Origin of the sequence: Variovorax sp. J22G73 (genome assembly GCF_030317035.1) — a bacterium.
Taxonomy (GTDB): Bacteria; Pseudomonadota; Gammaproteobacteria; order Burkholderiales; family Burkholderiaceae_C; genus Variovorax.
This window is the reverse complement of record NZ_JASZYK010000004.1, coordinates 487,419-509,901: the sequence shown is the minus strand read 5'-3', so window position 1 is coordinate 509,901 and position 22,483 is coordinate 487,419. Positions and strand designations below refer to the sequence as shown.

Below are 22,483 nucleotides of genomic sequence, written 5' to 3'. Positions count from 1 at the left end.
CAAGCAAGGACGACAACATGGCCCTCGATTTCCGCCGCTCCTGGAGCGACGAAGACCTCGACCTGTACCGAGACAACGTGGTGCGCTTCATTGAGACCGAGATGGTTCCCACCGACGAGGCGGCACGCAAGCGCGGCCACGTGGGCCACGAGATCTGGCGCAAGGCCGGCTCGCTCGGCCTGCTGTGCGCCGACATTCCCGAAGAGTTCGGCGGCGGTGGCGGCGACTTTCGCCATGAGGCCGTGTTCTACGAAGAGGCCGCGCGCCGCGGGCTGAACGGCATGAGCACCTCAGTGCATTCCATCGTGGCGCACTACTTTCTCAACCACGGCACCGATGCGCAGAAGCGCCGCTACCTGCCGCTGCTGGCGCGCGGCGACATGGTCGGCGCCATTGCCATGACCGAGCCCGGCGCGGGCTCCGACCTGCAGGGCGTGCGCACCCGCGCTGAAAAGTCCGACGGGGGCTACCGCATCAACGGCTCCAAGACCTTCATCACCAACGGCTTCCTGGCCGGCGTGGTGCTGGTGGTGTGCAAGACCGACCCGGCGCAGGGCGCCAAAGGCACCTCCATCCTCATCGTGGAAACCGAGGGCTGCCAGGGCTTTCGGGTGGGACGCGTGCTCGACAAGATCGGCATGAAGGCGCAGGACACCTCCGAGCTGTTCTTCGACGACGTGCGCGTGGGCGAAGACGCGCTGCTCGGCGGCATCGAGGGCCAGGGCTTCTTCCAGCTCATGAGCGACCTGCCCTACGAGCGCACCATCATCGGCCTGAGCGCAGTGGCCACCATGGAAGGCGCCTACGCGGCCACGCTCGACTACGTGCGCGACCGCAAGGCCTTCGGCAAGCCGGTGGCCGACTTCCAGAACACCAAGTTCAAGCTGGCCGAGATCGCCACGCAGATCAAGGTGGGCCGCGCCTTCATCGACCGCTGCGTCGAAGACCTGGTGGCCGGCAAGCTCGACACCGCCACCGCGTCGATGGCCAAGCTGTGGGGCTCGGAAACGCAGGGCCGCGTGCTCGACGAGTGCCTGCAGCTGTTCGGCGGCTACGGCTTCATGAGCGAGTACATGGTGGCGCGCATGTACGCCGACGCGCGGGTGCAGCGCATCTACGGCGGCACCAACGAGATCATGAAAGAGGTGATTTCGCGGGCGCTGTGACCTTTTGGTGGGAGGCGCGTGTCAGGACAGCCGGCGGATCGCCGCGCGCGCGATCTCCCGGTGCGGGTACGAGGGCGAGAGGCCGATGAACTGGGTGTACTTCTCGCGCGCGGCCTCGGTGTGGCCTGCGTCTTCCAGCGCCAGCGCCTCGATGGTGAACTGCGTGAACAGCCGGTTGGCCTCGTTCTCGCGCGCCGAGCCGGCGAGCGACTTGGGCTGGAGCTCGGGCGCCTCGACAAAGATCTGGCGCTGCACCTCGATCACCTCGATCAGCGCGCGGCCGATGCGCTGGATGTTGTCGTCCACCGGGTCGAGGTCGACCGTGCGGACTTCCGTCGCGGCCTGGTCGAGCAGGTGGGAGGCCACGCGCAGCAATTGGTGAAGGGATTTGTAGGTCATGCAGAAGCTGTCGCCGTAGGGCGGGCGGAGAAATGAAATCTTGCGGACCATGGCGGCTGCCACCGGGCTTCGCTGTTTCGGCAAAGCCGGGGTGGGGGCATGGCCATGGTCAGTGGCCGCGCGAGGCGGTTCGGGGTTTGCGCGGGGTGCGCGGTTCGTGCGCTTCGTGGGAGTTGTGCGAGTTGTGCGATTCGGGTTGTTTGCGCGCCTTGCCCGGCTTGCCCGATCCTGAGGCAGCGGCCTCGTCGGCTTTGGCCTTCTCGGCCAGCTGCCGCTGCCGCTCGGCGATGGCCATGTCCTTGGCCAGGTCGTGGCCGTGGTCCTTCACCGAAAACGCCTTGCTCACGCTGCCCCGGGCCGTGCTGTACGTGATGGCCAGCCAGTAGCCCGGGTGTCGCGGGTTGGGCGCCTTGAAGTGCACGCCGCTCACGCCGCTGGTGTTGTTGCGCCGGGTGATCTCCGACTTCGATCGCTTGGCCTCGCGCTGGCCCGGCGCATGCGCCGACAGCCCCATGCGGATCGCCTCTTCGGCCGGGTGCGGCCGCGCCAGCCCTGTCATGCGCTCGAGCTGCTGCGCGCGCTCGCGCAGGGCCAGCGTTCGCGCGGCCTTGCCCAGCCCTTCGACCGGAAAGTCGGCGCGCAGGATCTCGTCCTTGCCGATGTAGGTCTTGGCCAGCCAGCCGCGCACCCGGCCGCCGGGCGCCAGGCGGTGGAACACCCCCGGCACGCCGGTGCTGTTGGTGCTGTTCGCGCGGGGCTTCTCGGCGCGCGCGCGCCGGCTGACCGGCGGCTTGCTGCGCACGATGTGGTCGCGCCAGTCTTGCGCCTGCAGCAGGGCTTGCTCTTCGCCGCCGTAGCTGGCCTTGCCGAATTGCTTGTAGTGGCGCTCGCCGTTGCGCACCAGGGACACCTCGAAGCCCCACGGCCTCGTGCAGATGCCATACATGGCTGCGGAATTTGGAACACCTTTGGGCATGTTCGACGTGCTGCGTTCGTGTCCGGCGGCGCTGCCGCCGGATGCAATGGGCTCCCCATTTCGCTCGAGGCTCATGGGCACCCGTTTCTCGCAGCCATTTTGGCCCAAGACGCGTGTCGTTCCTGCCGTTGCCACCGTCATTGCCACTGTCGTGCCGTGGCCTGCCCCCCTCACTGCGTCTGCCTTGCCCCGGTGGCGGCGGCCGCGCCGTGCAGGCGGTGTTCCTTGTCCTTGCGGAAGGGAATGGTCAGCGCGTCGCCCGTGGCGCGGGTGTACAGCAGCTTCTGCTCGAGCTGGCGCTCGCGCTCCTCGATGGCCAGCTGCTTGGCCTGCTCGGGGCCGTGGTCCTTGATGGAGAAGGCCTTGCTCACGCTGCCCTTGCCGGCCGTGTAGGTGATGGCCAGCCAGTAGCCCGGGTGCCCGACGTTGGGCGCCTTGAAGTGCACGCCGCTCACGCCGCTGGAGTTGGTGCTGCGCTTGATCTCCGACTTGGAGCGCTTGGGCGACAGCTCGGCGTCGTGCGACACCGCGGGCGCGGTGCGGATCATTTCTTCGGCCGGGTGCAGCTTGGCCAGCCCCGCCATGCGTTCGAGCTGGCGCTGGCGCTCCTCGATGGCCAGCGCCTGCGCGGCGTCGCCCACCGTGTTCACCGGAAAGTCGGTGCGCAGTATTTCTTCCTGCCCCAGGTAGGTCTTGGCGACCCAGGCGCGCACCTTGCCGCTGGACGCGACCTGCGCGAACACGCCCGACACGCCCGTGGTGTTGTTGACGCGAAGTTTCTCGGCCCGCGTGCGCCGCGGCACCGGAGGCACGCTGCGCACGACGCCGTCGCGCCAGTCCTGCGCCTGCAGCAGGGCCTGCTCCTCGCTGCCGTAGCTGGCACGGCCGAACTGCTTGAAGTAGCGGTTGCCGTTGCGCACGATGGACACCTCGAACCCCCACGAGCGGGGGTAGATGCCATACATCGCGGCCGGGTTGGGGATTCCTTTGGGCATGCTGGCTTCCGCTCGACGGCGCTCTCTGTTTTTCAGTTGGCTCCCTGCCCGGTTCGTCTGTGCTCGCACCGGGCGCATCGCTCTTCCGGCGCCGTGTGCCCGAGGGCTATCGCGGCTGTTGGAAGTCTCTGATCTCTTGGGGAGATGCTAGGGATTGCGGGGGGTGGGCGGTATCACTGATATCCGTAGTCTTTGGACAGGCCGCGATGCCGCACCGCAACAGCAGGATGACCCGGGTACACATCTGTTTACAGAATCCCTAGAATGCGCCGCGAACGACGAAAGCACTGCGACGTGCCGACGTTGGATAACAAAGGCGTCCAGTCAGTTGTCGGCCGGGCGTCAAAACCAAAGTGGAGGGTGCAGCGATGTTCATCGTCTGGGGCAAGAAGCTCGTCTATCGCAAGGTCGGTCATGTCGCCGACTTTTGCCCGATTTGCCGAAAGCCGAGCAGCTTCGAACTGCAACGCGTCGGCTCGGCCGGCCACATCTACTACATCAGTGCCGGCGAGGGAGAGCTCGTCGGCCACGAGCGGCGATGTTCTGTTTGCAGCACTACCTTTCACGCGCAGCCATCTGTCTATGCGTCGGTGTCCAAGACGACGGCACCGCTGCCCGACCTGATTGCCAAGACATTTCCCAACCTGCACGTGCTCCTGAAGGAACGACTGGCGCTCGAACAAAGAGTCCAGTCGCAGCCTGCGACGCTGTCGCGGGACGAAAGGCATGCGCTGATTCGCAACCCGTTCCTGCTGCTTTCGCCGAAGGTCGAGAAGCGCTATGCGGCGACTCACCTGGACCTGGAGATCGGACTCTCCTTTCTTGCGGCGGTGCTGCTGCTGATCTTTGGAGCCTCAGCCGTTCGCGTTGTTGCTCCCGACCATGCTGAGCAGTCTGCCTTGGTCTTTGCTGTCTTGGGCATCCTTCTCGTGGGATGGCAGTTCGTGCAGTCGGGCCGTCGCTTCATGCGGCGCGAAATCGTGCCCGTCCTCGCCAAATCACTGGCGCCCTTGAAGCCGACAAGGGCTGAACTGCAAACGGTGAGCAACGAGCTCAGGCAGTTGAGGCACAAGATCGGCAGCAAGTTGCGGCTGGCGGATCTTGAGGAGCGGCTGAGTATGAATATGTCGACGGCAAGGCGGGACCCTCAACTCTGAGCCTTCCATTGCTCGGTTCCTCGGTGGCCGAAGATTTCGGCACTTGGGTGACCTCGCCGGTGGCTGTCGGCTTAGAAGGCGCGAAGAAAGCGCTTGAAGAGGGCGCGCTTTTAGCGAATCACCCCGAGCTTGCGCGCGATGGCCACCGCCTGCGTCCTGCTCTTCGCATCCAGCTTCATGTTGATGTTGCGCAGGTGCGTGCGCACCGTGCTGTCCGACACGAACAGCTTCTCGGCCATCGCGCTGTTCGAGTAGCCCTCGGCCAGCAGCTGCAGCACGCGGATTTCCTTGCGCGTGAGCGGCTCCTGCATCGCGTCGCCCGCCGGTGCATCGACTTCGCCGGCCGACGCGGGCATCGGCCCCACGGCCTGCAGCAGGCGCTGCAGGTAGTCCGCCAGTATCGGGTCGCTGGTGCCACCTGTGGCGCCACGTGAACCATCGTGCTGCGCCGCCGCATACCGGTGCACCAGCGTGGCCACCGCGGCCCCCTCGTCCACGATCAGCCGCATGAACCCTTCCTGGCTCGCGGTCTGCAGCACCTCGCCGATCTCGTCGAGCGCCGCGGGCGCATCGCCTGTGCGTTGCAGCGCGAGCGCACGCAGCACCTTCAGCGACAGCGCGCGCCGGTTGCGCGCCGAGGCCAGGGCGGCGTGCAGCTCGGCGTCGACCGTGGCCAGCGCCGCGCGCGCGTCGCCGAAGGCGATGTCCCAGCGCGCCTTGGCCAGCGCGAGGTAGTCGAGGTCGTGCGCCGGCAGGCGCTGGCGCCGCTCGCGTTCCCACAGCGCGGGGTCTTCGGCGCGCAGCAGCTCGTCGTGCGACGCGGGGCCGTTGCCCTGCAGCAGCAGCATGCGCGAGCGCTCCAGCTTGGCGCTGGCCACCACGCGCGGCAGCTGGCGGTGGTGGCCCAGGTACTCGAGCTCGGTCAGGGCCTGGAAGGCGGCGTCGATGTCGCCCGCGTGGAAGGCCAGGCGCGAGCGCATCGCGTGGCTCAGGATCATGTGGTCGGGCAGCCCCACGTCGCGCGCCAGCGGCAGGTACACGTTGAGCAGGTGCTCGGCCTGCACGAGCTGGTTGGTCTCGTACACCGCGCCGGCGTACAGCACGCCGGCCCAGGCATTGCCGTGGCTGTGGTTGTACGACACGCCGTGCGTCGAATCGACCGCCATGCGCAGCCGCGCGGTGGCCTGCCGCAGCCGGCCCTCCTGCAGGTCGAACAGGCCCGCCAGCGACTCGGTGTACATGCGGTTGAAGGCGCTGTTGCCCTGCTCGCGCCGCGCCACCTCGAGCATGCGGCGCGCCTCGTGCGGGTCGCCGCGCACGGCCAGGATGTGGGCCATGGCGTTGAGCAGCACGCTGTCGGCAAAGGCCAGCCCGGTGGGCAGGCGCGCCAGGCTCAGGCGGCCGGCCTCGTAGGCCTCGTCGTGCCGGTCCTGCATGGCCAGCAGCAGCGGCACCAGCGTGTGGGCGCTCGCGCGCACCTCGGCGATGGGGCTGTCGAGGCAGCCCGACGCGTCGAGCTGGCGCATGGCGTCCCACGGCCCGTGCGTGAAGCAGGTGGCCCACAGCGCGATGGGCTGCAGGAACGGGTGCGCGCGCAGCTGGTGCTCCGGAATGGCCGAGAACCAGCGCGCCAGCATGCGCATGCGGCCCTGTTCGAGGAACTGCGCCGCGTAGCTGTCGAGCAGCGTCAGCGCATAGGGATGGTCGCCGCCTTCGATGGCATGGTCGATGGCGGGCACCGGCCGCCCGTGCGACTCGTACCAGCCCGAGGCCGCCAGGTGCAGCCGCTCGATTTCGCCGGGCTGCTCGCGCGCGAGCTGCGCGCGAAGGAAGTCGGCGAACAGGCTGTGGTAGCGCCAGGCATCGCTGTCGGCATTGCTGGCACTGCTGGCATTACCGGAACTGCTGGCGCTGTTGGCATCCGTGCCGCCCACGCGCGTGACGAACAGGTTCGACGCCGCCAGCTGCTCCAGGATGGCCGCGCAGTCCACGCGCGGGCACAGCGCCTGGCACACCGACGCATCGAGTTGGCGAAGGATGCTGGTGCGCAGCAGAAACTCGCGAATCTCCGGCGGCTGGTGCGCGAGCACGTCTTCGGCCAGGTAGTCGGCCACGGCGCGGTCGGAGCCCGAGAAGCGTTCGACAAAACCGGTCTCGGTGCCGTGGCGCTCCAGCGCCATCGACGCGAGCCAGATGGCCGCCACCCAGCCCTCGGTCTTGCGGTGCAGCTGCGCGAGCATGTCCAGCGACAACGCACCTTCGGCGTGGGGCCGGCGCAGGCTGAAGAAGGCGCTGGTTTCCTCCAGGCTGAAGCGCAGCCGGTCGGTGTCTATCTCCAGCAGCTGCCCGCGCGCGCGCAGGCGTCCCAGGCCCAGGTCGGGCAGGCTGCGCGAGCCGATCACGATCTGCCCGCCGCGAGGCAGGTGCTCGACCATCTCGCGCACCAGGCCCAGCACCGCCGGCTCCTGCACGCGCTCGAAGTCGTCGAGGAACAGCGTGAACGGCGAGTCGTGCGCGGCCAGTGCGGCCACCGCATCGAAAGGGCCGTGGGGACCGTGATGGCTGCGGTGGCCGTCATCACCCTCCACGCCCAGCCGCTGCACCGCCTCCGCCAGGCAGGCCAGGAAGCGCGACACGTCGTTGTCGGCCAGGTCGAGCGTGAGCCACGCGGTGGCAACGCCCTGCGCCTCCCTGCGCTCGCGCATCTGCGCCATCGCCGTGGTCTTGCCGAACCCGGCCGGCGCGCGCACCAGCACCAGCTTCACGGCCGCGGCGGCCATGCCGTCGCCGATGGCGGTGCGCGGCACCTGCGTGGCAACGAAAGCGGGCGGGTTGAGCTTGGTCTCGAGGATGCGGGGAACGGCGGGGGAGGGTGTGGGTTGCTGCATGCGGGGCGGCTGAAATCCCGTCGTTTCCGACGATGCGGGCGACCGATTCTGCTTCCTAAACTGGCCCCGGACAAACCCTCCCGGACGCCTCCAGGACAACTCAAGGACACCCTCCACATGCAACTCGATTCCAGCATTGCCGCCGTCGTCACCGGCGGTGCCTCGGGCCTCGGCGCCGCCACGGCGCGCCGGCTCGCCAGCCACGGCGTGAAGGTCGCGCTGTTCGACCTGAATTCGGAGCAGGGCGAGGCCCTGGCCAGGGAGCTGGGCGGCGTGTTCTGCAAGGTCGACGTCACGTCCGACGAGCAGGTGGATGCGGCTTTCGCCAAGGCGCGCGCCGCCCACGGGCAGGAGCGCGTGCTGGTCAACTGCGCGGGCACCGGCAACGCGGTGAAGACCGCGAGCCGCGACAAGGCCACGGGCGAGATCAAGCACTTTCCGCTCGCCAACTTCGACCGCATCATCCAGATCAACCTGGTGGGCACCTTTCGCTGCATCGCCAAGTCGGCCGCCGGCATGCTCACGCTCGACATGCTGCAGGACGGCGAGCGCGGCGCCATCGTCAACACCGCGTCCGTCGCCGCGCAGGACGGGCAGATGGGCCAGGCCGCCTACGCTGCGTCGAAGGCCGGCATCGTCGGCATGACGCTGCCCATTGCGCGCGACCTCATGGCCGAAGGCATTCGCGTGAACACCATCCTGCCGGGCATCTTCGACACGCCGCTGCTGCAGGGCGCGCCCGACAACGTGAAGGCCGCGCTGGCCGCGTCGGTGCCCTTTCCCAAGCGGCTGGGCAACCCGGCGGAGTACGCGACGCTGGCGGAGCTGATGATCACCAACGGCTACTTCAACGGCGAGAGCGTGCGGCTCGACGGGGCCATTCGCATGGCGCCGCGCTGAGCCGTTTCCTCGAATCCGCATACCAAGGAGAACCCATGCCCGAAGCATTCATCGTCGCCGCCGCGCGCACCGCCGGCGGCCGTCGCAACGGCCGCCTTGCCGGCTGGCACCCGGCCGACCTCGCCGCGCAGGTGCTCGACGCGCTGGTGCAGCGCGCCGACGCCGACCCCGCGCTCATCGAAGACGTGATCATGGGCTGCGTCGGCCAGGCCGGCGAGCAGGCGTCGAACATCGCGCGCAACGCAGTGCTGGCGTCGAAGCTGCCCGAGTCGGTGCCTGCCACCTCGGTCGACCGGCAGTGCGGCTCGTCGCAGCAAGCGCTGCACTTCGCGGCGCAGGCCGTGATGTCGGGCAGCATGGACATCGTGATTGCCGCCGGCGTGGAAAGCATGACGCGCGTGCCCATGGGCACGCCCACCACGCTGGCGCTGAAGAACGGCCTGGGCTTCTACGTGAGCCCGCAGATGGCGCGCCGCTACCCCGGCGTGCAGTTCAGCCAGTTCACCGGCGCGGAGATGATCGCGAAGAACTACGGCATCGAGAAAGAAGCCCTCGACCGCTACGCGCTCGAAAGCCACCGGCGCGCCATCGCCGCCACGCAGGCCGGCCTGTTCGAACGCGAGATCGTGCCGGTGCAGGTGCGCATGGCCGACGGCACCGAGCCCGGCGAGCTGCATACCGCCGACGAAGGCATCCGCTACGACGCCACGCTGGAGAGCATCGCCGCCGTGAAGCTCATCGCCGCAGGCGGTCGCTGCACCGCGGCCACGGCCAGCCAGATCTGCGACGGCGCCAGCGGCGTGCTGGTGGTGAACGAGCGCGGCCTGAAGGCGCTGGGCGTGAAGCCGCTCGCGCGCATCCACCACATGAGCGTGATGGGGCACGACCCGGTCATCATGCTGGAGGCACCGCTGCCCGCCACGCAACGCGCGCTGAAGAAGGCCGGCATGAACATCGCCGACATCGACCTGTACGAAGTGAACGAGGCCTTCGCGCCGGTGCCCATCGCGTGGCTGCAGGCGCTGGACGCCGACCCGGCGCGGCTCAACGTGAACGGCGGGGCCATCGCGCTGGGCCATCCGCTGGGCGCCTCGGGCACCAAGCTGATGACCACATTGATCCACGCGCTCGGCCAGCGCGGCAAGCGCTACGGCCTGCAGACCATGTGCGAAGGCGGCGGCATGGCCAACGTGACCATCGTCGAAAGGCTCTGAGGGCCAGCAGGCTCAGGGGCTAGGGGGCCGGTGCCGCGGCCGGCCACTGAAACCGGGGTTGCGCGATCCGGATTGGCAAAGCCAACATAATCAGCCCCCATGGGCGCCTTGCCATCCATTCTCGATCCCCGCTCCATCATCGTGCTGGCCGGCATCATGGGCCTGATGATGGCCCTCGTGGTGTTCTTCATGCGCCGCAGCTACCCGCCCAGCATCCGCGGGCTCGGCGAGTGGGCGCTGGCGCCGCTGGTGGCCTTCGTGAGCACCATGCTCTTCGCGGGGCGCGACTTCGCCCCCGATTTCATCACGATAGTTGTCGCCAACTTCGTGCTGTTCCAGGCCTGCATCCTCTACTACGCGGGCAGCCAGAAGTTCTTGCTCGGGCGCAGCGACACGCGCGGCTGGACGGTGCTCAACGGCTTCCTGGCGCTGGCCATGTTCTGGTTCAGCGCCATCAAGCCCGACTTCCAGGCGCGGCTGCTGCTGGTCACGCTGGCGGTGTCGGCGCTGTTCTTCTTTCATGCGCTGCTGTACATGCGCCACAAGGGGCTGGTGTTCGGCCAGCGGCTCATGACCGGCCTGCTGCTCGTGCAGTCGCTGGTCGCCGCGCTGCGCTTCGTGTCGGCGGTGGCGGGCATGGCCGGCAGCACGCTCATGGACGCCAGCTGGATCCAGTCGCTGTACATCAGCATGTACTCGTTCACCGTGCTGCTGCTGTCCATCTCCGTCATCCTGATGGCGACAGACCGCGTGCACACCGAGTTCGAGTACCTCGCCTCGCGCGACCCGCTCACCGGCGCGCTCAACCGCCGTGCGCTGCTCGACGCCTGCAGCGACGCCTTCGCCTCGGGCCGCCGGCGCGTGGCCTTGCTGATGCTCGACCTGGACCACTTCAAGCAGGTGAACGACCGCTTCGGCCACCTGATGGGCGACGCCGTGCTGCGCGAGGCCGTGGGCCGCATGCAGCGCGCGCTGGGCGATGCGGGCGTGCTCGGGCGCTACGGCGGCGAGGAGTTCGTGGTGCTGCTGCCCGACGCCAACAAGGCCGAGGCCATGGCGGTGGCGGCACGCATCAAGCAGGCCATCGACGAGCCCTTCGCGGCCGATTCGCCGATGGCCGTGGTCGGCTCCATGGCGGTGAGCATCGGCGTGGCCGCCAACGAGGACGGCAGGCGCGTGGACGACGTGCTGGCCCGCGCCGACGCCGCGCTGTACCGCGCGAAGGAGATGGGGCGCGACCGGGTGATGGCGGCGGCCTGAGCCGCGCAAGCGTGTGCTGCCGGCGCGGTGATCGCGGCCTCAGCCGAGGTCGGTCCAGTCGCAGCGCAGCCGGCGTTGCGCGCCGGCATGGGTCAGCGTGCCCCGCGTCTTCGACACGTTCAGCGTGAGCTTGCGCGCCGGGCTTTCCAGCGAGGTGGCCGTGATGCGCATGAGCTGGCGCCTGGGGTCGACGAAGCGGTGGCGCAACGCGAAGCGCTCGGACGCGGGTTGCGCGCCGTCGGTGCGCGCGATGACCAGCTCGGTCAGCTCGCCGGTGGACAGGCGAAACTGCACCTCGGCTGAATAAGGGCGGCCTTCGCATTGCATGCTGCCGTTGGCGAAGGCGGGCAAGGCGATGAGCGCGGCTGCGAATACAAACAGCTTCTTCATGGGCCTGTGTCTCCGTGGCGATGCGCCGCATTCTGCCCGCGCAATCTGAAGCGCAAGCCGATGCCGCAGTTGCCGCGCTGTTCAGCTCAGCTCGAACTCAACACCCGCCTGGCATTCAAGCGCACCACCCCGCTCGCCAGCACGATCCCCGGAACGACCAGCGCCAGCGCGAGCAGCACCGCGCCGGTGACCGGCTCGTTCATCCAGCAGGCCGCGCCCAGCGTGGTCAGCACGGGCACTGCCGCCGCCGACAGCGATGCGCGCGCCGCGCCCAGCCGCGCGACCGCGACCATGTAGACGACCAGCCCCAGCAGGCCCGCGACCACGCCTTGCGCCGTGGCCTGCAGCGCCACGTCGGCCCACGGCGCGGTGAGCAGGCGCGGCGCGCCGGTGAACGCGAGCACCGGCAACAGCAGCAGCGCCGACCATCCGTTCACGAAGGCCGCGCCCTGCCAAGGCGTGAGCGCGCAGTGCGCGAACGCGAGCGAGTGCACGGCCCACAGCATGGCCGCGGCCAGGAAGAGCAGGTCGCCGCGCCAGTCGAGCGAGCCGCCGCGAAAGCTGCTCGCCGCGAACAGCGCCATGCCGAGCGCGATGCAGCACAGGCCCGCCAGGCGCAGGCCGTTCACCTTCTGCCCCTTGTGGAGCCACGCGCCGACGGCCGTGAACAGTGGGAGGCTGCCGGCCATGAAGATGCCCATGTGGCTCGCGGGCGCCCATTGCGCGCCGGCCAGCACCAGCAGCCCGAAAGGCAGGCCGCCGCCGGCGACCAGCAGCATGCGCGCAAGTCGCGAGGCGCCCGGTGCGATGCGTCGCTTGCCGAACCACAGGGGCGCCAGCAGCAGCGCGGGGATGCCGTAGCGCATCAAGGCCAGCTCCATGGGCCCGAGCGTGGTGGTGACGCCGTGGCGGGAAACGAGTTGCCAGGCGCTGCCGACGAGCGCGGCGGCGGCCGCGGCGAGCAGGCCGGTGCTGAGGTTGCGGTGCATGGCGGCGAGTCTGGCGACCGCGCCGCGTGGCTGCTATCAAATTCGTGCGGCCGGCGTACCGAGTGCGTGGCGTGCCTCGCCCAGCGTGACGTCCGTTTCGCGCCGGAACACCGCGCCCAGGTGGCTCTGGCTGCAGTAGCCGAGGTCATGCGCGATGCCCGCGAGGTCGGCGTCACCCTCGGCCAGCCGTTCCATGGCCGCGGCGAGCCGCAGGTGCTGGCGGTACTGGTGCAGGCTGAGCCCGGTCTGCTCGCGGAAGCTGCGCGCCAGGTGGAAGGGCGAGCGCGAGACGGCGTCGGCCACTTCGTGCAACGACAGTCGCGCCTCGCGGTCGGCGGTCTCCGCGAGCAGCCGCTTCGCGCGCGCCACGGCGCCTTTCAGCGGTGCCTGCGGGCGCGACGTGCCGAGCTGCGCTACCAGCGAAGCGATGGTGGCTGCATCGCTCCCTTTGCTTTCTTCGCTCGCGTTGCCCGCGCGAAGCCGCCGCTGCGCCACGTGCACGCGGTACAGCGCGCGCGGCGACAGCAGGCAGAACAGGGGCGCCGCGTCCGCGCGCGGCACCGCGTGTCGGCTGACCACCATGCTGTGGCGCACGCCGCGCGCGGCCAGGCGCAGCTGGTAGACCATGGCCTCGCCGAAGTGCATGGCGGTGAGCCCGTCGACCAGCCAGGTGCTGTCGCCCGAACGCACGTCGAGCAGCGCACGCCCGGTCGGAAAGACGATGCGGCGCGTCGCCAGGGTGTAGGGCGCGCTCCAGTCGGGGCCCGTGTGCGCATGGGCGCGCACGTGCTCCACGGTGAACTCGTGGCCGGCGTAGAGGAGGGTGCGTTCCTGCGGCATGGGGGCATGTGGCGTGGAGGCCTTCGGCCGCATTCTGCGCGCGACGGCGCCGTCAGGCCAGCGTGCTTGTGCCCCGCTCAGGCAAACGGAAACGGCCCCTCCATCGCCCCGATGTGGCTCACATGGCTCACCATGCCCTGCGCCTCGCTCCACAGATGCAGCATGCACCCCGGCCGGCCCATGTACGACGCGGGTGCGGCATCGGCCGCCAGCCGCAGCGCGATCTCGGTCGTGCTGCTGGGGCAGGCGCACACCACCGTGCCCGCCCAGCGCCGCAGCATCGTGCGGTGCACGTGGCCGCACAGCACCAGCTCGATGTTGTCGAACGCGCCCAGCACGGCCGCGAGCGGTGCCGGGTCGAGGTAGCGGTACGCGTCCATGTACGGAATGCCGCTGGCAAAGGGCGGGTGGTGCAGCATCAGCAGCGTGGGCTTGGCGCGGTCGGCCTCCAGCGTGCGGCGCAGCCACGCGAGCCCGTGCGCGTCGACATCGCCGTGGTGGCGGCCCGGCACGCACGAGTCGAGCGCCACGATACGCACCGGGTGCGCGTTCACGCAGTAGTGCAGCGCGCCTTCGGCCGGCAGGTACGCGTGGTCCGCGAAGGCCGCGCGAAAGTTTTCGCGGTGGTCGTGGTTGCCCGGAATCACCAGGTACGGCATGCGCAGCTTTGAGAGCAGGCGCCGCGCCTGCGCGTATTCGTCGGGCCGGCCTTCGTCGACCAGGTCGCCGGTGAGCAGCAGCAGGTCGGGCCGGCGGTCGAGCGCGTGCAGGTGGTCGATGGCGTCTTCGAACATGCGGTTCGAGTCGGCCACGCCCTGGTAGAGCTGGCCGGCGGGGCGGATGTGCGGGTCGGAGATGTGGGCGATGAGCATGGCGGGCCTGGAGGTTGCGGTGCGGCAAGCAGGTTTCGTTCCCCGCGCGTTCCCCATGTGTTGGGAGCGCTCAACTCGTCCGTTCCGACGATGCGGCCTGCGGCGCACGCTGCCTACGATGCCAGCGCGTTTCGCCCCCCAGAAAACAGGAGACAGGCCATGTTCGGATTGATGCAAGACCGCCCGCTGCTGATCTCGTCGCTCATCGACCACGCGGCCACCTTTCATCCGCACGCGGAAATCGTCGGGCGCACGGTCGAAGGCCCGGTGCACCGCACCAACTACGCCGACATCCAGCGCCGCGCCAAGCAGGTGGCCAATGCGCTGGCGGCACTCGACATTGAGCCCGGCGACCGCGTGGGCACGCTGGCGTGGAACACATGGCGCCACCTGGCGCTGTACTTCGGCGTGTCCGGCGCCGGCGCGGTGCTGCACACGGTGAACCCGCGGCTCTTTCCGGAGCAGATCGACTACATCGTCAACCACGCCGAAGACAAGGTGCTCTTCTTCGACACCAACCTGGCGCCGCTGGTCGAAAAGCTGGCGCCGCAGCTGAAGACGGTGCGCGCCTTCATCGCCATGACCGACCGCGCACACATGCCCGCCATCGACGTGCCCAACCTGCTGTGCTACGACGAGTTGGTCGGCACGCAGAGCGATGTGTATGCGTGGCCCGAGTTCGACGAGCGCACGGCCTCCTCGCTTTGCTACACCTCGGGCACCACCGGCAACCCGAAGGGCGTGCTGTATTCGCACCGCTCCACCGTGCTGCACTCGCTGATGGAATGCGCGCCCGACACCTTCGGCGTCAACTCGCAGATGACGCTGCTGCTGGCCGTGCCCATGTTCCACGCCAACGCATGGGGCATGCCGTATGCGGCGGCCATGGCCGGCGCCAAGCTGGTCATGCCCGGCCCGCACATGGACGGCCAGAGCCTGTACGAGCTGATGCGCGACGAGAACGTCGGGTTCTCGCAGGCGGTGCCCACCATCTGGCTGATGTTGTTCCAGTACTTCGACGCGCACCCCGAGATCGACACGCGCGCCATCGGCCTGAAGCGCATCGGCGTGGGCGGCGCGGCCACGCCGCGCAGCATGATCGAGCGCTTCGAGCGCGACTTCGGTGCCGACTTCGTGCAGGGCTGGGGCATGACCGAGACCAGCCCCATCGGCGTGATCGGCAACCTGCTGCCCAAGCACCTCTCGATGCCCAAGGACGAGCAGCTGCGCGTGAAGATGCGCCAGGGCCGCGGCGTGTGGGGCGTGGAGCTGAAGATCGTCGGCGAAGACGGCCAGCGCCTGCCGCACGACGGCAAGGCCTTCGGCCACCTGCACGTGCGCGGGCCGTGGATTGCGAGCGGCTACTTCAAGAGCGAGGGCGGCCCGGTGCTCGACGCCGAAGGCTTCTTTCCGACAGGCGACGTCGCCAACATCGACGAAGACGGCTATGTGCAACTGGTCGACCGCGCGAAGGACGTGATCAAGTCGGGCGGCGAATGGATTTCTTCCATCGACCTGGAGAACGCCGCGAGCGCGCACCCTGCGGTGGCCGAGGCGGCGGTGATCGGCATTGCGCACCCCAAGTGGCAGGAGCGGCCCCTGCTCATCGTGGTGAAGCGCGCGGGCAGCGAAGTGACGCGCGAGGAACTGCTCACTTTTCTCGCGCAGCGCGTGGTCAAGTGGTGGCTGCCGGACGACGTAACCTTTGTCGAGAGCCTGCCGCACACGGCCACCGGAAAATTGTTGAAGACAAAGTTGCGCGAACAATTCAAGGGTTACGTGGCTGCGACGTCTGCATGACGGTTCAATGACTTGTTCGATTTTTCTGTGGACAACTCTGTGGGTTGTGCGGGGAGGCGACCCGGCGAAGCCACGGCTGGCGTGGCTTTCCACCACGTTGCCTGTTCAATAGGCAGTACCGCGGCAAGGGTTGAAAAGACGCTGATCGCGGGGTGAGGAATGCAAAAAAGCGTGGTAGTGCTCGGTGGCCTGTGCGATTGTTGGCACGCCATTTTTTTGCTCCCTGCGTCGGTTGACTGCGGCGATGCGCGCCGCTACATTCCAGTCCGCCTCGCGACGAGTGGGGCCGGGTTTGACAGCCTGAAAGAACCGCGGTGAAAGCCGCAGACCGCCATGGTGTTGCGGCTTTTCTGTTCCAGCTTCCTTTAGGCGGCTCGGATGGGAGGGCTCGCGCCCTGCCGGTTTCGCCTAGCGGTTCCCGGTCTGTCAACCTGTTCGAGCCGCCGCCTTCGTTTGACAGCGAGGGCGACGGTTGTAGCAAAGCCGAACCGACAGGGAGTGCCACACATGGCCGAATCAACCAACGCCGCTGCGCAAGCGCAAGCGCAAACACCGCCGCAAGCTCGCGCGCAATTCAAACCCTTTGCATGGAACCCGCTCGACGGCCTCGTCGGCGACGCGCTGCAACGCGCCTTGTTCCTCAACCACGCGCGCGATGTCGTCGATGGCGCGCACACGCTGCTGCAATTGCTGGTGTGGGACGACGACCTGCGCGAAGGTTGGACGCCCGGCTGCGACGACGGGCCGTTGCCGTTGTTCGATGGCGGGCACCGCGCGTCGCTGCAGCGCTTCGTGGTGGCGTCGCTCGGCAAGTTGCACGCGGACATCGAAGACCAATGCGAGGCAATGGGCGAGGCACTTGCTACGGCCGCTGGTGCGGCGAGCGCGTAGCCGCCGCTACTTCTTGCGCCCCAGCTGCGCGCGCCCCAACGGCGTGATGCGCCGCACCACCGCCAGCTCCTGCGGCGTGCCGCTGCCCTTCCAGATCAACGGCGCGCTGATCGACGCATCGACGTAGCCCGCCTGCTTGAGCGCCTCGACGCAGTTGATCTCCTCGTGGTCTTCCACGCGAAGCGGAAAGGTGGCGCCGCGAATGCTGCGCAGGTACGCGAGCGGGTCGGGGCCGCGCTCGCTCGCGGCCTGCTCCGGCGCCTGCGCGTCGGTGCCGCGCCCGCGGATGCGCTCGATTTCGCTGAGCCCCTCTTCGGTGATGCACACGATCATCGCGGCCTGCGCCAGGCGGTAGTTGCCGCCCGGATCGAACGCGGGATCGATGGCCGCTTCGATGAGGCCGGTGGCCTTGAGCACGGACACGCGCCGCACGTCCTGCGCGTCGGTCACGTGCAGCGGCAGGCGGACATGTTCCAAACGGAGAAGGTAAGTAAGCGGCACCCGAACACCCCTGTCTACGCCTCCACTCTTCCGTCGGTTCCGCTCTGCGTCGCCCAGCCGGAGCCAGGGCCGTCGAAGCCGCTCGCTCCCCTCACAGACAACCCATGCGCCCAGACCGAATGCCCTGACAGGGGCTGCGGCCGAGTAGGCTCAAATTGTTAGTACTTGTTATCTTTTGCGCATTTTGTAGGCAAATGGGGGGAGTGCTATCACCCGGATTGGGTATTTCGCGGGCTTTTTACACGGAACGATGTTTCAAGTGCGCAGGGGTGCCAGGGCGATGTTCGGGCGTTGTGCCAAGGCACCCCCACGCGCGCTCAATGCTTGTGCTCGCCGTGCGCGGTCGCCGGCTGCGCCGACGCATTCAGCGCACGCACCGGCGCCTTCACCTCGACGGTTTCACGCTTGCCGTCCTTGCCTTCGAACACCAGCGTGAGCGGCACGGTGTCGCCTTCCTTCACCTGCTGCTTCAGGTCGAGCAGCATCACGTGGTAGCCGCCGGGCTTGAGCTCGACCGACTTGCCCGCGGGCACGTCGAGCGAGGGAACCTGGCGCATGCGCATCACGTTGTCTTGCATGGCCATCTCGTGCACCTCGACCAGCGGCGTGACGCTGGAACTGGCCGACACCAGCCGGGTGTCCTTCGCGGCGCTGAGCTGCATGAAGGCGCCGGTGGCCTTCTGCTGCGGCACGGTGGCGCGCACCCATGCGTCCTTGACGGTGACCTGGGCGTGGGCGGTGGCGGCGAAGAGCGCGGCGGTAGCGATGGCGATGTGTGCGATGCGTGCGGTGTGCCTGTTGCGTTTCATGAGAAGAAGCTCCTTGGGTTTGAAAGTGAAGTTCATGCGGATTGCGTCATGCAGACGTGGTCTTGAGGATCTGCCGAAGGTCTTGCGCGCATTCGTCCGCGCTCTGTTCGTGGCGCAGCACGAGACGGATTTTTCCCTTCGGGTCGAACACGTAGCTGAAGGCCGAGTGGTCCATGGTGTACGACGAGCCGGTGGGCACCTTCTTGTAGAACACCTTGAAGGCCTTGGCGGTTTCGCTGGTGCGCTTCAGGTCGCCGTACAGGCCGATGAAGCTCGCGTCGAAGGCCTGCGTGTAGGCCTTGAGCACCACGGGCAGGTCGCGCTCGGGGTCGACGGTGACGAAGATCACCTGCAGCCTGTCGCCGTCGGCACCGAGCATGCGCTTGATTTCCGCGGCGCGAACGAGTGCGGTGGGGCACACGTCGGGGCACTGCGTGAAGCCGAAGAACATCATCACGGCCTTGCCCTTGAAGTCGGCCAGCGTGCGCTCGTGGCCGTCGGCGTCGGTGAGGCGAAAGTCCTGCGCGTAGTTGGCGCCGGTGATGTCGATGCCGTTGTAGCTGGCGGGCAAGACCTTGTCGCAGCCCGCGAGGGCCAGTGTTGCGACGCTTGCGATGGTGCTGCCGGTGGCCAGCAGCAGGCGGCGGCGGGAGAGCGTGGCGTGTCGTGTCATGTCGCTTGCTCCTTCAGGCGGTCCAGCGGTCGCGGGCTTTTTGCGCGGCCTGGCGCGCCGCCTCGATGGCGGGGCCGCGCCGCTCGCGCACCGTCGCCGTCAGCGCCTGTCCGGCCAGCTCGGGCGTGCCCGATGCGAAGGGCGGTTGCGGCGCGTACTCGAAGAGCAGCGTCTGCAGCCGCGCGTGCGCCTCGCCGCGCAGCAGCGCGGACAGCGTGAGCGCCATGTCGATGCCCGCGGTGACGCCGCCACCGGTCACGCGGTTGCGGTCGACGACCACGCGCTGCGCGACGGGCGCGGCATCGAAGATGGGCAGCAGCTCGCGCACGTACCAGTGCGCGGTGGCGCGGTGCCCGCGCAGCAGGCCGGCCGCGCCGAGCAGCAGCACGCCGGTGCACACGCCGGTCACCCAGCGCGCGGCGGCGCCCCGCTCGCGCAGGAAGCGCAGCGTGTCCTCGTCCTGCAGCAGCGCTGTCGTGCCCCTGAGGCCGCCGGGCACGAAGAGGATGTCGGGCGCCGCGGGCGCGTCGGCGAAGGTGGTGCTGGGCAGGATCTTCAGGCCGCTGTCGGTGGTGACGGGCGACAGGTCTTTCCAGACCAGGTGCGTGTCGGCGTCGCCCAGCGTGGCGAAGACGAGCTGGGGCGCGACCAGGTCGAGGGCGGTCATGTCGGGGTGCACGAGCATCGCGATCTGCAGCCGGGGGCGCGGGGTGGTGGGGAGCGGCGGGGTCTGGGCGTTGGCATCTGTCGTCGCGCTGGCGCCGAGCGCGGCGAGTGCGGAAAACGAAGAAAGTGCGGGAAGGGCACTGAGGGCGGACAAGGCCTGGCGTCGGTTGGTGTTCATGGATTGAAAGGGCTCTCTGGCGCCCGAAGGCGGGCGCCGACTCGTTGCAGAAACGCGCAACGCGAAGCGCGAAGCTCGCCTGGAGGCGGCATCACGCGCGGACGAACTGGAGAAGAAGCGTCAGGAGAGCGAAGGAGGCCCGCGCGCCGGCATGGGCGCCGCGGTGGCCGCGGCGATGTGCGCCGCGGCAATGGGCCGCACCGCATGCGCGAGCGGCATGAGCACGGGCAGCTCGAGGGTCGGCGTCGCTGGCGGGGCGCCGGCGAGCATGCACAGCGGGCAGTCCAGGTGGCCGGTGCCCAGCTCTTGCGCGCCGTCGTCGGTGTGCACGATGGCCTTGACCGAGCCGGAGGCCGAGCACACCAGCTCCATCGCCTGTGGATGCACCACCGGCGAGGCGATGGCCACGCCGAGGGACAAGGCGAACCACAGCAGCACCCAGCGGATCAGGCCGGTGGCCGGACGCCGCAGGCCAGCGCGTGGCGCTGGCGTGGGTCGGGCGGGGTGGCGGCTCATGGGCGCGGATTATCGGCCAGTGCCGTTCCGGCCAAGAAAAAAGCCTTGCAAGTCGTTGACTTGCAAGGCTTTTTCGTTTTGTTGGTGGCTCTTCACGGATTCGAACCGCGGACCTGTGGATTATGATTCCATCGCTCTAACCGACTGAGCTAAAGAGCCGTTCAGTGCTGTGCAGCACCAAGCCCAAAATTATAGCCCAGCATTCGGGCTGTTTTCAACCATCCCTGGGCAACTTCCCCAAATCTTCGAAAACCGCGCGCGCTACGGGCTTCGGCCATCGGCTGCACCGAGCGTTTACCGACGCAGATGCGGCCCGCTTGCCGGCGGCGTTCGACGGGTTCGTCGCAGCTTCTTTTTGCCCCACCGAACCCCGAAGCCCTTCGTCGCCCGTACAAGCTCGGGTGAGAATCCTTCGATGTCCGCGCTGCCCCGCGATCCTTCCGCACACGACGCCTCCGAGCGCCAGGCCATGGCCGACGACCAGTTGATGCTGGCCTACGCGCAAGGCGACACCGCCGCGTTCGACGTGCTCTACGCGCGCCACGAAGGCGGGCTGTTCCGTTTCGTGAAGCGAATGCTGGGGGCGCGGCTGGTGGCGCAGGCCGACGAAGTGTTCCAGGACACCTGGGTGCGCATCATCTCGGCGCGCGAGAGCTTCTCGCCGCAAGGCGCCACCTGGCGCACCTGGGCCTTCACCATCGCGCACAACCTGGCCATGGACCGCCTGCGCACGAGCGGGCGCGAAGTGACGCTCGACGCCCATGCCGACGACGACGCCGCCCCCGTGCCCACGCTGGAGCGCGGTGTGCGCGGCGCGCTCGACGCGGCCGCGCATCCGTCGGCGGAAGAGCTCGCGTTCTGGCGCGCCGCGGGCCGCCGCCTGCTGGCCTGCCTGGACGAGCTGCCGGCCGACCAGCGCGCGGCTTTCCTGCTGCACCACGAAGACGGGCTGACGGTCGAGGCACTCGCCGCGAGCCTGCAGATCGGCTTCGAGACCGTGCGCAGCCGGCTGCGCTATGGGCTGCAGAAACTGCGCGGCTGCATGGCGCGCTACCTGTCAGTGCTGGAGCAGCGGGCATGAGCGGAAACCGCACCGGCGTGGACGACTTCGACGGCGACGACCTGCGCGACCCGGCGTTGCGCCGCGCGCTCGACCACGCGCCCGACCGCGACGCATTGCCCGCGGCGCACACGCGAGACGCGATCCTGAAGATGGCGCACAACCTGGCCGCGCAGCCGGCAGTGGCATCGGCGTCGGCGGCGACTGCCGCCAACAACGCCGGCGCGCTGCCCTGGTGGCGTCGCCTGTTCGGCGGTGGTGGCGAGCCGCGTTCGCGCATGCCGTGGAACGCGGCTTTCGCCACGGTGCTCGTGGCGGCGTTCGTCACCGTGCTGTGGCGCAGCGAGCCCGTGCCCGAGGCGCGGCTCGACGGCGAAGCGCGTGTCGGTGGCGCCGCCGCGCCTGCGGCCGAAGCTCCGCCGGCACCGGCGACCGCAACTGCGCCCGAGGCGGCGCGCAATGCCACACCACCCCCGTCGGTCGCTGCGGAGCAAGCGCGCGCAGGGGCAGCGCCGCAGCCGGCTTCTCCCGCGCCGTCTGCTGCGCCGTCACCAGCACCAGCATCAACACCGGCACCACAGGCTGCAGCCCCCGCGGCCGACCAGCGCGCCAGGGTGCAGCGCGAGTCTTCGTCCGCCAAGGAAAGCGCTCGCGCCCAGGCGTTGCCGAAGCAGGCAGCACCAGCTCAAGCCGCACCCCCGCCACCAGCCGTGGCCGAGCAGTCAGAGCCCGCGCCCGCGCAGGACGAACGACGCGAAGAGCGCGCCGAAAGCGAACGCCGTCGCGCCTATGCGTCCGCGGCACCAGCGGCGCCAGCGGCCCCCGCCGCACCGGCCTTGCGATCCGCGCCGCTCGCCCGCCAGTCGCCGGACGCTGCCGCGCTCGCCAGCCGCGGTGACGCGCAGGCGGATGTCTCCGGCGCGTTGCGCGAAGCCTCGCCAAGCACGCGCGCCAAGGCGGCGCCGTCGAGAGAAACCGCGCCGTCCTTCAGCGCGCTGGAGCGTTGGACGTCGTTCAGCTCAGGTGCAGCCGATGCGCGGCGCGCGCGTAGCGATGTCGAAGGGCTCCCCGCGTTGCTGGGCGCCGTGGCGCGTTCAGCCACCGTCGCCGATGCCGCGCTGCATGCACCCGTCGAAGCACGCCTAGCGCTCTATCGAGGCAATGTGCTCATCGCGGTGCTGGAAATCGCTGGCGACCAAATTCGCTGGACGTCGCAGCCCGGCGGCACGGCGTGGGTCGGTACGCCGCCGGCGCAGGCGCTCGATGCGCTGCGCTCGGCACTGGCGCGTTGAACGCGTCGAATCCGTCGCGCTGAATCAGCCGCCCCGAACCGGGCGCCTGAC

Annotated in this window: 22 protein-coding genes and 1 tRNA gene; 9 read left to right on the top strand and 14 right to left on the bottom strand. The window is 68.9% G+C overall.

The genetic code is table 11. The features are described from left to right. The first annotated feature begins 17 nt into the window (after positions 1–17). A complete protein-coding gene (locus tag QTI51_RS18900; RefSeq protein ID WP_116909511.1) occupies positions 18–1,166 on the top strand; it encodes an acyl-CoA dehydrogenase family protein in 1,149 nt (382 codons plus the stop codon). 21 nt (positions 1,167–1,187) lie between these two features. Here the strand turns inward: QTI51_RS18900 and QTI51_RS18895 are convergent, their stop codons facing one another. The 3 genes from QTI51_RS18895 to QTI51_RS18885 all read right to left on the bottom strand — a co-directional run bounded on the left by QTI51_RS18895 (position 1,188) and on the right by QTI51_RS18885 (position 3,536). Next, on the bottom strand, positions 1,188–1,565 hold the full coding sequence (locus QTI51_RS18895) for a hypothetical protein (RefSeq protein WP_116909662.1): 378 nt from the start codon (positions 1,563–1,565) through the stop codon (positions 1,188–1,190). 109 nt (positions 1,566–1,674) lie between these two features. Next, complete coding sequence (locus tag QTI51_RS18890) at positions 1,675–2,511, bottom strand: AP2 domain-containing protein (protein ID WP_286516000.1); 837 nt, start codon at positions 2,509–2,511, stop codon at positions 1,675–1,677. 200 nt (positions 2,512–2,711) lie between these two features. Next, positions 2,712–3,536 carry an AP2 domain-containing protein gene (locus tag QTI51_RS18885; protein ID WP_116909510.1) on the bottom strand — a complete coding sequence of 275 codons (825 nt, stop codon included), beginning with the start codon at positions 3,534–3,536 and terminating at the stop codon, positions 2,712–2,714. A gap of 368 nt (positions 3,537–3,904) precedes the next feature. Here QTI51_RS18885 and QTI51_RS18880 point away from each other — a divergent pair, with 368 nt between their 5' ends. Further along, positions 3,905–4,693, top strand: coding sequence for a hypothetical protein (locus tag QTI51_RS18880; protein ID WP_116909509.1), 789 nt, complete (start codon positions 3,905–3,907; stop codon positions 4,691–4,693). A gap of 110 nt (positions 4,694–4,803) precedes the next feature. Here the strand turns inward: QTI51_RS18880 and QTI51_RS18875 are convergent, their stop codons facing one another. Beyond that, positions 4,804–7,581 carry a winged helix-turn-helix domain-containing protein gene (locus QTI51_RS18875; protein WP_286516001.1) on the bottom strand — a complete coding sequence of 926 codons (2,778 nt, stop codon included), beginning with the start codon at positions 7,579–7,581 and terminating at the stop codon, positions 4,804–4,806. Between the two features lie 117 nt (positions 7,582–7,698). Here QTI51_RS18875 and QTI51_RS18870 point away from each other — a divergent pair, with 117 nt between their 5' ends. The 3 genes from QTI51_RS18870 to QTI51_RS18860 all read left to right on the top strand — a co-directional run bounded on the left by QTI51_RS18870 (position 7,699) and on the right by QTI51_RS18860 (position 10,955). Then, a complete protein-coding gene (locus QTI51_RS18870; protein ID WP_116909507.1) occupies positions 7,699–8,481 on the top strand; it encodes an SDR family NAD(P)-dependent oxidoreductase in 783 nt (260 codons plus the stop codon). A gap of 35 nt (positions 8,482–8,516) precedes the next feature. Continuing rightward, positions 8,517–9,695: an acetyl-CoA C-acetyltransferase gene (locus QTI51_RS18865; RefSeq protein WP_116909506.1), complete on the top strand. Its 1,179-nt coding sequence runs from the start codon at positions 8,517–8,519 to the stop codon at positions 9,693–9,695. 99 nt (positions 9,696–9,794) lie between these two features. After that, positions 9,795–10,955, top strand: coding sequence for a GGDEF domain-containing protein (locus QTI51_RS18860; protein WP_116909505.1), 1,161 nt, complete (start codon positions 9,795–9,797; stop codon positions 10,953–10,955). A gap of 39 nt (positions 10,956–10,994) precedes the next feature. Here QTI51_RS18860 and QTI51_RS18855 read toward each other — a convergent pair whose 3' ends face one another. From QTI51_RS18855 to QTI51_RS18840, 4 genes are all read right to left on the bottom strand, one after another. Further along, a complete protein-coding gene (locus QTI51_RS18855) occupies positions 10,995–11,345 on the bottom strand; it encodes a hypothetical protein (protein ID WP_286516002.1) in 351 nt (116 codons plus the stop codon). 86 nt (positions 11,346–11,431) lie between these two features. Beyond that, complete coding sequence (locus QTI51_RS18850; RefSeq protein WP_116909503.1) at positions 11,432–12,334, bottom strand: DMT family transporter; 903 nt, start codon at positions 12,332–12,334, stop codon at positions 11,432–11,434. Positions 12,335–12,370: 36 nt separating this feature from the next. Beyond that, positions 12,371–13,174, bottom strand: coding sequence for a helix-turn-helix domain-containing protein (locus QTI51_RS18845; protein WP_116909502.1), 804 nt, complete (start codon positions 13,172–13,174; stop codon positions 12,371–12,373). A 77-nt stretch (positions 13,175–13,251) separates the two neighbouring features. After that, on the bottom strand, positions 13,252–14,046 hold the full coding sequence (locus QTI51_RS18840) for a phosphodiesterase (RefSeq protein WP_116909501.1): 795 nt from the start codon (positions 14,044–14,046) through the stop codon (positions 13,252–13,254). Positions 14,047–14,205: 159 nt separating this feature from the next. Between QTI51_RS18840 and QTI51_RS18835 the strand changes: the two genes are divergently transcribed. Beyond that, positions 14,206–15,846, top strand: coding sequence for a 3-(methylthio)propionyl-CoA ligase (locus tag QTI51_RS18835; RefSeq protein WP_116909500.1), 1,641 nt, complete (start codon positions 14,206–14,208; stop codon positions 15,844–15,846). Positions 15,847–16,353: 507 nt separating this feature from the next. Next, the gene (locus tag QTI51_RS18830) at positions 16,354–16,737 is read left to right on the top strand and encodes a hypothetical protein (protein WP_116909499.1); all 384 of its coding nucleotides are present in this window, start codon (positions 16,354–16,356) and stop codon (positions 16,735–16,737) included. 6 nt (positions 16,738–16,743) lie between these two features. Here QTI51_RS18830 and QTI51_RS18825 read toward each other — a convergent pair whose 3' ends face one another. The 6 genes from QTI51_RS18825 to QTI51_RS18800 form a co-directional block, all read right to left on the bottom strand. Continuing rightward, entirely contained in the window at positions 16,744–17,214 is a 471-nt protein-coding gene (locus QTI51_RS18825; RefSeq protein ID WP_286516003.1) for a hypothetical protein, read from the bottom strand. Positions 17,215–17,555: 341 nt separating this feature from the next. Continuing rightward, complete coding sequence (locus QTI51_RS18820; RefSeq protein WP_116909497.1) at positions 17,556–18,047, bottom strand: copper chaperone PCu(A)C; 492 nt, start codon at positions 18,045–18,047, stop codon at positions 17,556–17,558. A gap of 46 nt (positions 18,048–18,093) precedes the next feature. Then, the gene (locus tag QTI51_RS18815) at positions 18,094–18,720 is read right to left on the bottom strand and encodes an SCO family protein (RefSeq protein WP_286516004.1); all 627 of its coding nucleotides are present in this window, start codon (positions 18,718–18,720) and stop codon (positions 18,094–18,096) included. A gap of 13 nt (positions 18,721–18,733) precedes the next feature. Next, the gene (locus tag QTI51_RS18810; protein WP_116909661.1) at positions 18,734–19,405 is read right to left on the bottom strand and encodes a DJ-1/PfpI family protein; all 672 of its coding nucleotides are present in this window, start codon (positions 19,403–19,405) and stop codon (positions 18,734–18,736) included. Positions 19,406–19,684: 279 nt separating this feature from the next. Continuing rightward, a complete protein-coding gene (locus QTI51_RS18805) occupies positions 19,685–20,080 on the bottom strand; it encodes a DUF2946 family protein (RefSeq protein ID WP_286516006.1) in 396 nt (131 codons plus the stop codon). Between the two features lie 82 nt (positions 20,081–20,162). Then, positions 20,163–20,239: transfer RNA gene (locus tag QTI51_RS18800), tRNA-Met, on the bottom strand. A gap of 256 nt (positions 20,240–20,495) precedes the next feature. Here QTI51_RS18800 and QTI51_RS18795 point away from each other — a divergent pair. Together QTI51_RS18795 and QTI51_RS18790 are read left to right on the top strand one after the other, a co-directional pair. Continuing rightward, positions 20,496–21,161, top strand: a complete 666-nt coding sequence (locus QTI51_RS18795; protein ID WP_116909495.1) for a sigma-70 family RNA polymerase sigma factor — start codon at positions 20,496–20,498, stop codon at positions 21,159–21,161. Beyond that, positions 21,158–22,432, top strand: coding sequence for a hypothetical protein (locus QTI51_RS18790; RefSeq protein WP_116909494.1), 1,275 nt, complete (start codon positions 21,158–21,160; stop codon positions 22,430–22,432). Before QTI51_RS18795 ends, QTI51_RS18790 begins: the two co-directional genes overlap by 4 nt. The last annotated feature ends 51 nt before the right edge of the window (positions 22,433–22,483 follow it).